Origin of the sequence: Streptomyces sp. NBC_01808, from assembly GCF_035917395.1 — a bacterium.
Lineage (GTDB): Bacteria > Actinomycetota > Actinomycetes > Streptomycetales > Streptomycetaceae > Streptomyces.
In genome coordinates this window covers 5,148,943-5,162,892 of record NZ_CP109072.1, presented here as the reverse complement: position 1 = coordinate 5,162,892, position 13,950 = coordinate 5,148,943, and the positions used below count along the sequence as shown (strand labels likewise).

Annotated in this window: 10 protein-coding genes; 5 read left to right on the top strand and 5 right to left on the bottom strand. The window is 74.0% G+C overall.

Going from position 1 to position 13,950, the window contains the following annotated elements; all coding sequences use genetic code 11:
- Positions 1 to 230: 230 nt before the first annotated feature.
- A complete protein-coding gene (locus tag OG946_RS22985; protein ID WP_326797904.1) occupies positions 231 to 1,415 on the bottom strand; it encodes an ATP-binding protein in 1,185 nt (394 codons plus the stop codon).
- Positions 1,416 to 1,562: 147 nt separating this feature from the next.
- On the opposite strand from OG946_RS22985, the gene OG946_RS22980 reads away from it, so the two are divergent.
- Together OG946_RS22980 and OG946_RS22975 are read left to right on the top strand one after the other, a co-directional pair.
- Complete coding sequence (locus OG946_RS22980) at positions 1,563 to 3,020, top strand: SWIM zinc finger family protein (RefSeq protein WP_442814635.1); 1,458 nt, start codon at positions 1,563 to 1,565, stop codon at positions 3,018 to 3,020.
- 145 nt (positions 3,021 to 3,165) lie between these two features.
- On the top strand, positions 3,166 to 4,854 hold the full coding sequence (locus OG946_RS22975) for a DUF5691 domain-containing protein (RefSeq protein ID WP_326797902.1): 1,689 nt from the start codon (positions 3,166 to 3,168) through the stop codon (positions 4,852 to 4,854).
- 83 nt (positions 4,855 to 4,937) lie between these two features.
- Here OG946_RS22975 and OG946_RS22970 read toward each other — a convergent pair whose 3' ends face one another.
- Positions 4,938 to 5,351 (bottom strand): cobalamin B12-binding domain-containing protein, encoded by a 414-nt coding sequence (locus tag OG946_RS22970; RefSeq protein ID WP_047017636.1) that lies wholly within the window; start codon positions 5,349 to 5,351, stop codon positions 4,938 to 4,940.
- Between the two features lie 289 nt (positions 5,352 to 5,640).
- Here OG946_RS22970 and OG946_RS22965 point away from each other — a divergent pair, with 289 nt between their 5' ends.
- A complete protein-coding gene (locus OG946_RS22965) occupies positions 5,641 to 7,443 on the top strand; it encodes a M23 family metallopeptidase (RefSeq protein WP_326797901.1) in 1,803 nt (600 codons plus the stop codon).
- Positions 7,444 to 7,518: 75 nt separating this feature from the next.
- Here OG946_RS22965 and pcrA read toward each other — a convergent pair whose 3' ends face one another.
- Positions 7,519 to 9,972: a DNA helicase PcrA gene (gene pcrA / locus OG946_RS22960; protein ID WP_326797900.1), complete on the bottom strand. Its 2,454-nt coding sequence runs from the start codon at positions 9,970 to 9,972 to the stop codon at positions 7,519 to 7,521.
- A 232-nt stretch (positions 9,973 to 10,204) separates the two neighbouring features.
- On the opposite strand from pcrA, the gene OG946_RS22955 reads away from it, so the two are divergent.
- On the top strand, positions 10,205 to 11,365 hold the full coding sequence (locus tag OG946_RS22955; protein WP_326797899.1) for a C40 family peptidase: 1,161 nt from the start codon (positions 10,205 to 10,207) through the stop codon (positions 11,363 to 11,365).
- A 60-nt stretch (positions 11,366 to 11,425) separates the two neighbouring features.
- Here the strand turns inward: OG946_RS22955 and OG946_RS22950 are convergent, their stop codons facing one another.
- Positions 11,426 to 11,779: a hypothetical protein gene (locus OG946_RS22950; protein WP_326797898.1), complete on the bottom strand. Its 354-nt coding sequence runs from the start codon at positions 11,777 to 11,779 to the stop codon at positions 11,426 to 11,428.
- Between the two features lie 310 nt (positions 11,780 to 12,089).
- On the opposite strand from OG946_RS22950, the gene OG946_RS22945 reads away from it, so the two are divergent.
- On the top strand, positions 12,090 to 13,139 hold the full coding sequence (locus tag OG946_RS22945; RefSeq protein WP_326797897.1) for a C40 family peptidase: 1,050 nt from the start codon (positions 12,090 to 12,092) through the stop codon (positions 13,137 to 13,139).
- 38 nt (positions 13,140 to 13,177) lie between these two features.
- On the opposite strand, the gene OG946_RS22940 is transcribed toward OG946_RS22945, so the two are convergent.
- Positions 13,178 to 13,918, bottom strand: a complete 741-nt coding sequence (locus OG946_RS22940) for a response regulator transcription factor (protein WP_326797896.1) — start codon at positions 13,916 to 13,918, stop codon at positions 13,178 to 13,180.
- Positions 13,919 to 13,950 lie beyond the last annotated feature (32 nt).

Genomic DNA, 13,950 nt, shown 5'->3' with positions numbered 1-13,950 from the left:
GGCGACTCCCCCGGCCACGGTTTCCGCGCTCCTCCCCGCCAGGCGCCCGGCGGCTTCCCCGGCCACGGTCCGCGCGGCTCCCCCGGCCGCGGGCGCCGCGCCTCCCCCTGCCAGGTGTCCCGTGTCCTCCTGCCGGGCGTCGGCGAACTCCTCGCCCGCGTACGCCTCTTCCGCCACCCTCACCCCCTCACTCCCTTCCTTACTTCTTTATGTCCGGCACTCGGGTGGGGTCAGGCCGTGAGCTCGCGGCAGGCGCGGTAGAAGTCCTTCCAGCCGTCACGCTCGCGGACGACCGTTTCCAGGTACTCCTGCCACACCACGCTGTCCGCCGCCGGATCGCGGACCACCGCGCTCTGGATGCCCGCCGCCACGTCGCTCGCGCGCAGCACCCCGTCGCCGAAGTGCGCCGCCAGCGCGAGGCCGCCGGTGACCACGGATATCGCCTCGGCCGTCGACAGCGTCCCGGACGGGGACTTGACCTTCGTGCGGCCGTCGGACGTCTCCCCGTCGCGCAGTTCACGGAAGACCGTGACGACCCTGCGGATCTCGTCGACCGCCTCGGGGACCGGCGGGAGCTGGAGGGAGGCGCCGATCTGGGCGACGCGCTGGGTGACGATGCCGACCTCGTCCTCGGGGGACGCCGGGAGCGGCAGCACCACCGTGTTGAAGCGGCGGCGCAGGGCGCTCGACAGCTCGTTGATCCCGCGGTCGCGGTCGTTGGCCGTCGCGATGACGTTGAACCCCCGCACCGCCTGGACCTCTTCGCCCAGCTCCGCGATCGGCAGGGTCTTCTCGGACAGGATCGTGATGAGCGAGTCCTGCACGTCGGCGGGGATACGGGTCAGCTCCTCGACCCGCGCCGTCATGCCCTCCGCCATCGCCCGCATCACCGGGCTGGGCACCAGCGCCTCCCGGCTGGGTCCTGCGGCCAGCAACTGCGCGTAGTTCCACCCGTAGCGGATCGCCTCCTCCGGGGTGCCCGCCGTCCCCTGCACGAGCAGCGTGGAATCGCCGCTGACGGCGGCGGCCAGGTGCTCCGAGACCCAGGTCTTCGCCGTGCCGGGCACGCCGAGGAGCAGCAGCGCCCGGTCCGTCGCCAGCGTGGCGACCGCCACCTCCACGATCCGGCGCGGGCCGATGTACTTGGGCGTGATGGCCGTGCCGTCCGGGAGCGTGCCGCCCAGCAGATACGTGGACACCGCCCACGGCGACAGCCGCCAGCGCGGCGGCCTCGGCCGGTCGTCCGCGGCGGCGAGGGCCGCCAGTTCATGCGCGAAGGCGTCCTCGGCGTGCGGCCGCAGCGCGGCGTCGGCGGCCGCGGACCCGCCGGTGCCCGCGGACCCCGCGGACTCCGGAGCCCCGCCCGCCTCGCCGCTGCCCCCGATGGCCGCGCCTGCCCCTGTCGTGGTCGTCATCGTCCCCTCCTCGCCGACTCGGTCGCAGCCGCCGCCCGCTACCGCCGCGGTGACTGCGGAAACCACCTTGCCGCACGGCACTGACACCGCCCCCGTGTCTGTGGATATCGCAGGTCAGAGCCGTTGTCAGTGGGGGGTCGTAGCGTCGTGGGCATGGAGGGGCTGAGCGAACGGTGGAGCGTGGATCAGGTGTGGGGGCTGGCGCCTGACGCCTCGTCACGTACGGCGGGCAGCAAGCTCGCCGCGGCCGGGCCGTGGGCGGAGTCCGGGGCCGCGGGCGAGGCGGTGTGGGGGCTGTGCCGCGGGAGCGGGAGCAGGCCGTATCAGACGGTGGTGGATCTGCAGGGCCCGGCGTACAAGTGCAGTTGCCCGAGCCGGAAGTTCCCGTGCAAGCACGCGCTGGGGCTGCTGCTGCGCTGGGCGCAGGGCGACGTGCCCGAGACCCCGGCGGAAGCGCCGGCCCCGGAGTGGGCGGCGGAGTGGCTGGCGAGCCGCCGGGAGAAGGCGGAGCGGAAGGCCGCCGCCGAGCCCGCGGCGGAGCGGACCCCGGATCCGGCGGCGGCGGCCGAGGCGCGGCGGCGGGCGGAGCAGCGGCGGCAGCGGATCGCCGCGGGGGCCGCGGAGCTGGAGCAGCGGCTGGCGGACCTGCTGCGCGACGGGCTGGCGACGGCGCCGCGGGGCGCGGTGTGGGAGGAGACGGCGGCGCGGATGGTCGACGCGCAGGCGCCCGGGCTGGCGGCGCGGGTGCGCGAGTTGGGGACGCTGCCGGCTTCGGGACCGGGGTGGCCTGCGCGCCTGCTCGCCGAGTGCAGCCTGCTGCATCTGCTCGACCAGGGGTTCCTGCGGCTGGACGAGCTGCCGGAGCCGCTGGCGGCGACGGTGCGGGCGCGGGTGGGCCTGACGGTCGACGCCGCGGGGCTGCTGCGCGGCGGCACGCTGCGGGACGACTGGCTGGTGCTGGCCCAGGAGGACGCCGATGACGGCAAGTTGGTCACGCGCCGCATCTGGCTGTGGGGCGCGGGCACGGAGCGGATGGCGCTGCTGCTGGCGTACGGGGCGGCGGGCCGGGCGCCGGAGCAGTCGCTGCCGACGGGGCTGGTGCTGGACGCGGAGCTGGCCTATTACCCGGGCGCGTATCCGCTGCGCGCGGCGCTCGGCACGGTCCACGCGGGCCCGCGGACCCCGGCGGCGAGGGGCGGCCGGGAGGAGCGGGCCGTGCCGCCGGGGGCCGGGATCGCGGCGGTGGCCGCGGCGTACGGGGCGGCGCTGGCGGCGGACCCGTGGCTGGAGGGGATACCGGCGGTCCTCACGGACCTGGTCCCGGTGCCGGAAGAGGGGGACGAGGGCTGGCAGTTGGCCGAGCGCACGGGTGACCGCGCGCTGCCGCTCCACCCGGCCGCGGGCCGCGGCCCGGGTGTGTGGCAGCTCCTCGCGGTGTCGGGGGGCGGCCCGGTCACGGTCTTCGGCGAGTTCGGCCACGCGGGCTTCCGCCCGCTGACCACATGGTCGGCGGGCACGGCGGTCCCGCTGACGGGCGCAGTCGCCGCGGTGGCGGATGCGGGGGCGCCGATCGCGGCGGCGAAGGGCGGAGGCGCATGGCGCTGACGCGGGATCGGGAGGAGGTGCGGCGCGACGGACCGGCGGTGGCCGGCCGGCTCGGCGCGAGGCGTACGGGACAGGTGGCGGCTGTCGTGGCATATCCGCGCAGGTGCGGGGTTCGGGCGGGGTGCGGGTCTTCTGAGGAGGTCGTATGACCGTGGGGACGCAGGTCTTCGGGGGCTGGGGGGAGTTGGTCGGTGCGGCTGTCGTGGGAGGCGGGCGGCGGGGGGTCGACGAGGGGGCGCTGCTCGACGCCGCCGCCGCGGCCACCGTGCGGCGGCGGGCCGGGGTCGTGCCGGGCCCCGCGCGGCGGCTGCCCGAGCCCGCCGCGCACGATCCGCGGCCGCGGCTGCCCGCCGCCGCGCGACGGCGGCTCGCCGCACTGCTCGCGGACCGCTCCGGTACGGGCGGCGGCACCCGGCGGCGCGGGCCCGCTCCCGACCTCGCCGAGCTGATACCGGAGTGGCTGCGGCACGCCGTCGAGTGCGGCTACCAGTCGCCGCCCGAGTTGCTGCCCGCGCTGCTCGACGCCGCCCGGGCCCGTATCGACCTGCGGCCGCACGCGCTGGCCCTCGCCGGGCCGCGCGGGCTGTGGCTCGCCGAGCGGGCGCCGCAGTGGGCGCCGCTGCTGCGCGACGGCGCCGCCGGGCCCGCGCTGCCCGACCCGCGCGACGCGGGCGCCGTCCGCGCGCTGTGGGAGGAGGGGCCGCGGACCGGCGGGCCGGGGACCAGCCAGGTGCGCGGTGCGCTCTTCGCCGAGGTGCGCAGGGCCGACCCCGCGGGTGCCGTCGAGTTGCTGACCACGACGTGGTCCGCCGAGAAGGCCGAGGACCGGCTCGCGTTCGTGGAGCTGCTGCGCACGGGGCTGTCCCTCGCCGACGAGCAGTTCCTGGAGGACGCCCTGGCCGATCGCAGCCGAGGCGTACGGGCCGCGGCGGCCGAACTCCTCGCCGGGCTCCCCGGTTCCGCGCTAGCCGGGCGGATGGCCGCGCGGGTGCGGTCGCTGGTGATGCTCGACCGCAGCGAGGAGCCGCCGGTCGTCGCGGTGGAGGCGCCCTACGAGTGCGACGCCGCCATGCAGCGGGACGGGATCGTGGCCACGCCGCCGGCGGGCATGGGCGAGCGGTCGTGGTGGTTCGGGCAGTTGGTCGCGGCGGCGCCGCTTGCGGTGTGGACGGAGGTCTTCGACGACCGGACGCCGGCGGAGGTCATCGACCTGCCCGTCGCCGACGGCTGGCGGCCCGACCTGCTCGCCGCCTGGAGCCGCGCCGCCGCCCGGCAGCACGACGCCGCCTGGGCCCGCGCCCTCCTCGGCACCGCCCCGACCTCGCCCCCGAACGAGCCGCCGCCGTTCACCGCCGGGCCGCCCTCCCCCGCGCGCATCCCCGCCCCCGGCAGCACGTCAGGCGGCGGCGAGCACGTCCCCGGGCGGGACCCGGCGCGGCTGCTCACCGCGCTGCCCGAGGCGGAACGGGCCGCGTGGGTCGCCGAGTTCATCTCGGCGCACGGCCTGTCCGAGGCGTTCCGCCTCCTGGGCGCCTGCGCCGTGCCGTGGCCGGAGGAGCTGGGCCGGGCCGTGGTCGACGCCCTGGAGATCGCGCGCGACGGCGGCAGTTACCCGTGGAGCTTCAGCGGCGTGATGGGCCTCGCGGAGCGCTGCCTCGACCCCTCGTACGCCGTCCGCCTCGAACCGCTGGCCGCGATGCACGAGGAGGCGGAGGAGAGTTCGCCGGGCGCCGCCGGGTACTGGTCGGAGGCGTTCCAGCGGCTGGTCGCCACGCTGCGGATACGCGCCGCGATGCGCGACGAGCTGACCACCCCCGCCGCCCTGCGGCCCTGAGGGACGCCCGCGCGCAGACGGTCACGCGCCGTTCCCGGTGGCGCAACGCGCCACCGGGTGCGCGCCCCCTCGGAGCGTACGCCCTACGCGCCCGCCGGCTCCCGCACGTGCGTCCGCACCCACTCCACCACTTCGGTGGTCGCCGCGCCCGGCGTGAAGATCGCCGCGACGCCCAGCCCCTTCAACTGCGGGATGTCGTCCTCCGGGATGATCCCGCCGCCGAACAGCTTGATGTCCAGCGCATCCCGCTCCCGCAGCAGCTCCACGACCTTGCCGAAGAGCGTCATGTGCGCCCCGGAGAGGATGGAGAGGCCGATCGCCTCGGCGTCCTCCTGGATCGCGGTGTCGACGATCTGCTCCGGCGTCTGGTGCAGGCCCGTGTAGATGACCTCCATGCCGGCGTCGCGCAGGGCCCGCGCGATGACCTTGGCCCCGCGGTCGTGGCCGTCGAGTCCCGGCTTGGCCACCACCACGCGGATCGGACCGGTGCCACTCATCGCTGCCTCCATCGCGCCGTCCCGCGCGTCCGTGAGTCCTTCGAGGGTGTGAACGAACGTTATCCCCAGCATCGCGCACCCCGGCCGACCGCAACATCCGGGGAGGGGGAAATCACACGGGCGGCCACCGGCAAATCGGACAGCCCTGGCCCCGGTCCTACCCTCGGGTACTCGAAAAATCGGGCAAGTGCCCCGAACGCGCCCCGGTGAAACCAAGGAAAGATTGTCGAGCCGTGGGACGCCCGGTACAGTCGCGGCAGTCTCCTGCTCCCGAGGCGAAAGAGAAGTGGTGAACGACCGTCCCCCGCCGGGCTTCCCCACCCCGGCCTCTCCCGCTGGCGACGCCTCCGCCTATGGCAGCCTCGACAGCTACGGGTACGGCTACGACACCTCCGGCCACGGCGGCGGTTCCGGTGAAGAGCCTCTCCATCACGGCTATCAGAGCTACGACGAGAGCTATGACGGCTACGACGCGGGCCACTCGGCCGCGTACGACTCGGGCACATACGCCACCACCGGCTACGAGACCGGCGGCTATCTGACGCCCGACGCCGCCCCGTCGTGGGACACCGGCGCGCAGTCCGCCGACTTCGGCGTGTACGGCACGAACGGCCTGTACGGCACGGCCGATCCCTACGCCACCGACGCCCACGCCTCCGGCGGCTACGACGTCTCCCCGCTCTGGACGGAGGCCGCCACCGACACCCCGGCCGCCGGGGTTCCGGCCGGAGGCATCCCGCGGCAGGCGGGCCCTGCCGACGAGTACGACTACGGCTATCCGTCGGCGAGCGCCCCGGCCGCGCAGTGGAACACCACGGGCGAGTGGTCCGACTGGGACACCGGCGCGCGGTACGACGGCACGCAGTACGACGCCGCGCAGCAGCACGAGGCCGCGGCGTACGACGGCACGCAGTACGAAGCCGTGCAGCACGAAGTCCCGCGGCACCCGGGCACGCAGTACGACTCCGCCGCCGGCTGGGACACCGGCCACTACGACACCGCGGCGTACGCGGAGGCGGCCACGGACACGACGGGGTACCCGGACGCCACGGCGTACGCCGAAGCCACCGCATACCCCGAGGCGTTCGGCGACACCACGGCGGCCACCGCCGCGTACGACGAGCACGCGGCCTACGCCCCGGACCTCGCGAACGCCGCGCACGCCGACCCCGACGCGACCTCCGCCTGGGACTTCGCCGCCCTCGCCGAGCACGACGGCATCGAAGGCATCGGCGGCCCCGACAAGCCGGACGGGTTCGACCACCCCGACGCGCCCGAGACCCCCACGGCGCCCGACGCCGACCCCGCCCCCGCCGCCGCGCGCCGCCCGGCCGGCGTCCCCGTCGGCCGCGCCGTACGCGCCCGCCGCCGCTGTCCCAAGCGCTCCGCGCTGCTGACCGTGGCCGTGCCGTCCATCGCCGTCGTCGGCGTGGCCGGTGTCGCCGCCGCGAGCGTCACCGGCAAGGGTGGCGCCGAGGGCGACGGCAAGACCACGCAGGCGGCCCCGGACACGGGCTCCGCGAAGGTCTCGAAGGCCAACGCCGCGCTCGACACGCAGCTTCGCGGCGTCACCGAGGACGCCGACGACTTCGCCGACCGCGCCAGCCGCACCCAGGAGCGCATCGACCTCAAGGAGAAGCAGGAGGCCGAGCGGAAGCGGGAGGCGGAGGAGGCGGCGCGCAAGGAGGCGCTGCGCCCGAAGTTCGCGGTCCCGGTCGACAGCCCCGGGCTCAGCGCGTACTACGGCCAGGCGGGCGTCAACTGGATGTCCGTGCACACCGGCATCGACTTCCCCGTCTCGTACGGCAGCGAGGTCAAGGCCGCCACCGACGGCACGGTCACCACCCGCTACGACTACTCGTACGGGAACATGCTCGTCCTCACCGCCGCCGACGGCACCGAGACGTGGTACGCCCACCTCGACAGCTACGCCATCACCACCGGCCCCGTACAGGCGGGCGACGTCGTCGCCTACTCCGGCAACTCCGGCAACTCCACGGGACCGCACCTGCACTTCGAGGTGCACCCCGGCGGCGGCGCCGCCATCGACCCGCTCGCCTGGCTGCAGGAGAAGGGCCTCGACCCGCAGTAGGCCGCGCGTGCCGCCGGCGCCGCGCGGCACCGCCGGACCGCATCACGGCCCGCGACAACCGAGGGCACGCGCGCCCTACAGCTTCTCCACCGGCGCGTACCGCAGCAGCAGCTTCTTCGTCCGTCCGCCGTCGCCGAAGTCGATCGTCGCCTGCGCGTTCGCGCCCGAGCCCGACACCTCCACGACCGTCCCCATCCCGAACTGGTCGTGCGTCACCCGGTCCCCCACCGACAGCGCGATCACCGGCCGCTCCGTCGCCCGCCCCGTGGCGAAGCCCGAAGGGCCCTGCCGCGTACGGGCCGAGGATGTGGACGACGCCAGCGCCGCCGCCGCGGACTCCATCGGCGACCGCCCCCCGCCGCCGCCCCGGGTGGCCGAGGCGCCCGTACGCCGCCACTCCACATAGGCCGGCGGGATCTCGTCCAGGAAGCGCGACGGCGGGTTGTACGACGGCTGGCCCCACGAGCTGCGCATCACCGAGCGCGTCAGATACAGCCGCTCCTGCGCGCGCGTGATGCCGACGTACGCCAGCCGGCGCTCCTCCTCCAGCTCCTTGACGTCGCCGAGGGCCCGCATGTGCGGGAAGACGCCGTCTTCCATGCCGCTGAGGAACACCACGGGGAACTCCAGGCCCTTGGCGGTGTGCAGCGTCATCAGCGTTATGACGCCGGAGCCGTCCGTCTCCTCCTCCGGGATCTCGTCGCTGTCGGCGACCAGCGCGACGCGCTCCAGGAAGTCGGCGAGCGTCCCGGGCCCCTCCTCGCCGCGCTCCTGCTCGAACTCCAGGGCCACGGCGGCCAGCTCCTGCAGGTTCTCGATACGGGTCTCGTCCTGCGGGTCCGTCGACGCCTGCAACTCGGCGAGATAGCCCGTCTGCTCCAGCACCGCCTCCAGCACCGTGGCGGGCCCGGCGCCGGACTCGACGACCGTGCGCAGCTCCTCCATCAGCGTGTTGAACCGCTTGACGGCGTTGACCGAGCGGGACGCCATCCCGTACGCCTCGTCGACGCGCACCAGCGCCTGCGGGAACGAGATCCGCTCGCGCTGCGCCAGCGCCTCGATCATCGCCTCGGCGCGGTCGCCGATGCCGCGCTTCGGCACGTTCATGATGCGGCGCAGCGGTACGGAGTCCTCGGGGTTGGCGAGCACGCGCAGGTACGCGAGGACGTCGCGGACCTCGCGGCGCTCGTAGAAGCGGACGCCGCCGACGACCTTGTAGGGCAGGCCGACGCGGATGAAGACTTCCTCGAAGACACGGGACTGGGCGTTGGTCCGGTAGAAGACGGCGACGTCGCCGGCGCGCGCCTCGCCGGCGTCCGAGAGCCGGTCGATCTCGTCGGCGACGAACTGCGCCTCGTCGTGCTCGGTGTCGGCGACGTAGCCGACGATGCGGGCGCCGGCGCCGGCGTCGGTCCACAGGTTCTTGGGGCGGCGGGAGGCGTTGCGCTCGATGACCGCGTTGGCCGCGTTGAGGATCGTCTGCGTGGAGCGGTAGTTCTGCTCCAGCAGGATCGTGCGCGCCTCGGGGTAGTCCTCTTCGAACTGCAGGATGTTGCGGATGGTGGCGCCGCGGAAGGCGTAGATCGACTGGTCGGCATCGCCGACGACGCACAGCTCCGCGGGTCCCTCCGGGCCCGTCGTACGTCCCGCGCCGCCGTCCTCCGCCGCGGTCCCCTCCTCCGCCGCGGCCGCGGACCCGCCCTCCCCCGGCGCCTCGGCCGGCGGCCCGACCAGCTCGCGCACCAGCATGTACTGCGCCCGGTTGGTGTCCTGGTACTCGTCGACCAGCACGTGCCGGAACCGGCGGCGGTAGTGCTCGGCGACGTCCGGGAACGCCTGCAGCAGGTTCACGGTCGTCATGATCAGATCGTCGAAGTCCAGCGCGTTGGCCTCGCGCAGCCGCGACTGGTAGAGCGCGTACGCCTCGGCGAGGGTCTTCTCGAAGCCGTCGACGGCCTGGGCGGCCCAGCTCTCCTCGTCGATCAGCTCGTTCTTCAGGCTGGAGACCTTGGCGCTGAGCGCCTTCGGCGGATACCGCTTCGGGTCGAGGTCCAGGTCCCGGCAGACCAGTGCCATCAGCCGGCGCGAGTCGGCGGCGTCGTAGATCGAGAACGAGGACGTGAAGCCCAGCTTCTTCGACTCGCGGCGCAGGATGCGCACGCAGGCGCTGTGGAAGGTGGAGACCCACATCGCGTTCGCCCGCGCGCCGACGAGCTCCTCGACGCGCTCCTTCATCTCCCCGGCCGCCTTGTTCGTGAACGTGATGGCGAGGATCTGGCCGGGGTGGGCCCGCCGCTTGGCGAGCAGGTACGCGATCCGGTGGGTCAGCACCCGGGTCTTGCCTGAGCCGGCGCCGGCGACGATCAGCAGGGGCGAGCCGGTGTGCTCCACGGCGGCGCGCTGCTGCTCGTTCAGCCCCGTGAGCAGCGCTTCCGGGTCCGTCACGGGGCGGGGCGCGCCATCGCGGTAGTACGGCTCGGGGGTGCTCGCGGCGAGGGCGAGATGACTGTCGTCGAAGAGGCTGCTCATCGTCCACAGAGTCTAGGGCGCCGCACCGACAACCCACTCCCGCAGCCCTTCTTTCCACCCCGGCCGGGCGACCCGGCGGCCGGCCCCACCGCCCGACCGGGATGTCCCCCTTGCACGGAACCGTGCCTCGGATCACGAAACGGTTTCGGGCATATCGAACATCAGACTTCACAGCAGTCCCACCGAGTGGCTACCGTGCACGGCACTGCCCGGACGGAAGGAGTGGCCTGCCTTGGCTTCCCACCGAAAGCCGCGGACCCGGATCCTCGAGTCGCCTGCGGGGCGCCGTACCGCCGTCGGCGTCGGCTCCGCGGCACTGGCCTCAGCGACGCTTCTCACCCAGGAAGCCGGCGCGACCCCGGCCGAGCGGTCGATCGAGGACGTGCAGAAGGAAGTCGACCACCTCTACCACGAGGCGGAGCGGGCCACCGAGCGCTACAACGGCGCCAAGGAGCGCACCGCGCAGCAGCGCACCCGGGTCGAGCAGCAGCTCGACGAGGTGGCCAAGGAGACCGCGCGGCTCAATGAGTCGCGGCGCGAGCTGGGCCGGCTCGCGGCCGCCCAGTACCGCACCGGGGGCGTCACGCCCACCGCGACGTTCATGCTCGCGCCCGACCCGCAGACCTACTTCGACCAGGCGCACCTCATGGAGCGGCTGACGAACCGCGAGAAGGCCGCGGTCGACCAGTTCCAGGTGCGCCAGGCCCAGGCAGCCAAGAAGCGCACGGAGGCGCAGGAGAGCCTGCGCAACCTCACCGACTCGCAGGAGCAGCTCCAGGAGTCCAAGCAGGAAGTCCAGACCAAGCTGTCCGACGCGCGCAAGGTGCTGGACCGGCTCACCGAGGCGGAGAAGGAGCGCCTCGCCGAGCTGGAGCGCAAGCGCGAGGAGGAGGCGCGGCGCAAGGCCGAGGAGGCCGCGCGCCAGGCGGAGTTGGAGCGGCAGCAGCAGGCCGAGCAGGAGCGCCGCGAGCAGCAGCAGCGCGAGCAGGAGCAGCAGGAGGAAGAGGAGCAGCAGGAGGAGCCGCCGCCCGCGGACCCCGGCCCTTCGAAGTCGGAGCAGGTGCTGGCGTTCGCCGAGGCCCAGTTGGGCAAGCCGTACGTGTGGGGGGCCACAGGCCCGGACTCGTACGACTGCTCGGGCCTGACCCAGGCGGCCTGGCGGGAGGCGGGCATCTCACTGCCGCGTACGACCTACGACCAGGTCAACGCCGGCACGCAGGTGGCCAAGGCGGATCTGCAGCCGGGCGACCTGGTCTTCTTCTACGACGACATCAGCCACGTCGGGATCTACGTGGGCAACGGGCAGATGATCCACGCCTCCAAGCCGGGCGACGACGTGAAGTACGAGTCGATCGACTACATGCCGTTCCACAGCGGGGTGCGCCCGGCCTGAAGGCGTGGGTTGCAGGAGGTTGGTGCAGGGGTTCCGAGGGCCGGAAGAACGGTCCCGCCCTCAGGTCCAGGTGGTGGCGATGACGACGTTGGCCATGGTCAGGAGTCCGATGGCGGCGAAGTAGGGCTTCGGGATGCGCTCTTCCTTCCGCTTGATGAAGACCATGACGAGGATCGCTATCAGGATCAGGCTCTTGACGCTGATCTTCGTCTGATTGAGTTCCACGTCATCGGCCTCGTTGAGGCCGACGAGGATGAATCCGGTCACCAGCATGACCAGCGCGCCGTGCACCATCGAGGGCGCGATGCGCACGTCGCCCGTGCTCAACGACTTCAACTGGGTGAGCCAGCCGCCCAGCAGCGCGGCGACACCGATGATGTGCGAGGCGACGAAGAGGTTGATGAGTACATCCATGAGAGGGGAGCGTAGCGGTCCGTAACAGCTCGCCCCAATGGGGGTGACTACTTCCGGAACATCGGTCACGGATACCAACCCGCAGATCACTAGACCGTGTTCGGTCGATCACAAATTGTCACCGCCAGACAGGTCCGGTAAGTCTCTTTCATCCCCTCCTCCCGCGCCGCGCCCTCGGCTTAGCGTCTCCGCTCAGGTGGTCGGCTTCTCACCGCCGCCCGCGTCACCGGCGCGGCAGCCGGCCACCCCCGCCGAGAGTCGGCGGCGGTCCGCTCCCCCGTGCGGGCCGCCGCCGGACCGCTAGGAAGGGGTGAACGCCCGAGTGGCGTCCCACAGGAGGACCAGGGCCCGTGCCGCCGGGGCGATCGCGCTCGTCGGCGCCGCCACCGCCACCGCGCTCGGCGGCTTCGCGCACGCCGACCCGCAGCCGACACCCGCGGAGGTCAGGGCCAGGGTCGACCGGCTGCACCACGAGGCCGAGCAGACCGTCGAGGAGTACAACGGCGTCAGAGAGAAGGCGGACCGTACCGAACGGGCCCTGGACGACCTCCGCGACGAGGCCGCCCGCAAGACCGCGCGGCTCAACGACGCCCGCAACGCCCTCGGCTCCTTCGCCACCGCCCAGTACCGCAACGGCACCGCCGACCCCACCCTGCAGCTCGCCCTCTCCGCCGAGCCGGAGGACTACCTGCGCCAGGCCGCCCTGCTCGAACGGGTCGGCAACCGGCAGGCCACCGCGCTCGAAGGCGTCGGGCGGCAGTTACGGGAGGTGGAGCAGGTGCGCGCGGAGGCCCGCGACCGGCTGGCGGAGCTGAAGGACGCGCGGGCGGAGCTGAAGCGGCACAAGAGCGCGATCGAGGACAAGCTCACCGAGGCCCGCGGGCTGCTCGACACCCTCACCGCCGAGCAGCGCGACGCCGTCCTCGGCGCCGACGGGCACAGCGGCGCGGGCGGCGCGGCGGGCGACCGGGCGGGGCGCGGCGCCGCGCGTGGGCCGGTGCAGGCGCCGAACGCCCGCGCCGCGCGCGCCGTGTCGTACGCCCAGGGCGCGGTCGGCAGCCCGTACGTCTGGGGCGCCATCGGCCCCGCCGCCTTCGACTGCTCGGGACTCACCCAGGCCGCCTGGGGCGCCGCGGGCGTCTCCCTGCCCCGTACGACCTACACCCAGGCCGCGGCGGGCAGCACCGTCCCGCGCTCCGCGCTCGCGCCCGGGGACCTGGTCTTCTACTACTCCGGCCTCAGCCACGTCGGCATCTACGCGGGCGGCGGCCAGATCATCCACGCGCCCCGGCCAGGGGCGACCGTGCGCTACGCGCCGGTGGACTCGATGCCGTTCGTGACGGCGGTACGTCCCGCCTGAGCCCGGGGAGGCGCGGGGAAGCGCCGGGGGGCGGTCCGTCAGACCAGGCGGCGGGCCGTCGCCCAGCGCGTCAGCTCGTGCCGGTTCGACAACTGGAGCTTGCGCAGCACCGCCGAGACATGCGATTCGACGGTCTTCACGGAGATGTAGAGCTGCTTCGCCACTTCCTTGTACGCGTACCCCCGGGCGATCAGCCGCAGCACCTCCCGCTCCCGCTGCGTCAGCCGGTCCAGGTCCTCGTCCACCGGCGGCGCGTCCGTCGACGCGAAGGCGTCGAGGACGAAGCCGGCGAGCCGCGGCGAGAACACCGCGTCGCCCTCCGAGACCCGGAAGATCGCGTCGACGAGGTCCGTGCCGGTGATGGTCTTCGTCACGTACCCGCGCGCGCCGCCGCGGATGACGCCGATCACGTCCTCGGCGGCGTCCGACACCGACAGCGCCAGGAAGCGCACCGGCGCCTCGCCGCTCGGCGACTCCCCCATCAGCCCGGAGCAGCGGCGCAGTACCTCGACGCCGCCGCCGCCCGGCAGGTGCACGTCGAGCAGCACGACTTCGGGGCGGGTGGCGGTGATGACCGTCACGGCCTGCTCGACGTCCGCCGCCTCGCCGACGACCTCGACGCCGGTCTCGTCGGTCACCCCGATCTCCGCCTGCACCCCGGCCCGGAACATGCGGTGGTCGTCGACGAGCACGACCCGCACCCGGCGGCCCTCCTCCGGGCCCGCGCCGCTCACCGGGGTCCCTGCCGCCGGTGTCCCGCCCGCTGCGTCGTCCGTCATCGTCCGCTCCTCACTGCGCCCACCGCGTCCGC

Excerpts from the sequence above, each read along its gene's own strand:
- OG946_RS22940 (WP_326797896.1), bottom strand. The coding sequence starts at position 13,918 with ATGACGGACGACGCAGCGGGCGGGACACCGGCGGCAGGGACCCCGGTG.
- OG946_RS22950 (WP_326797898.1), bottom strand. The coding sequence starts at position 11,779 with ATGGATGTACTCATCAACCTCTTCGTCGCCTCGCACATCATCGGTGTC.
- OG946_RS22985 (WP_326797904.1), bottom strand. The coding sequence starts at position 1,415 with ATGACGACCACGACAGGGGCAGGCGCGGCCATCGGGGGCAGCGGCGAG.
- OG946_RS22970 (WP_047017636.1), bottom strand. The coding sequence starts at position 5,351 with ATGAGTGGCACCGGTCCGATCCGCGTGGTGGTGGCCAAGCCGGGACTC.
- OG946_RS22975 (WP_326797902.1), top strand. The coding sequence starts at position 3,166 with ATGACCGTGGGGACGCAGGTCTTCGGGGGCTGGGGGGAGTTGGTCGGT.
- pcrA (WP_326797900.1), bottom strand. The coding sequence starts at position 9,972 with ATGAGCAGCCTCTTCGACGACAGTCATCTCGCCCTCGCCGCGAGCACC.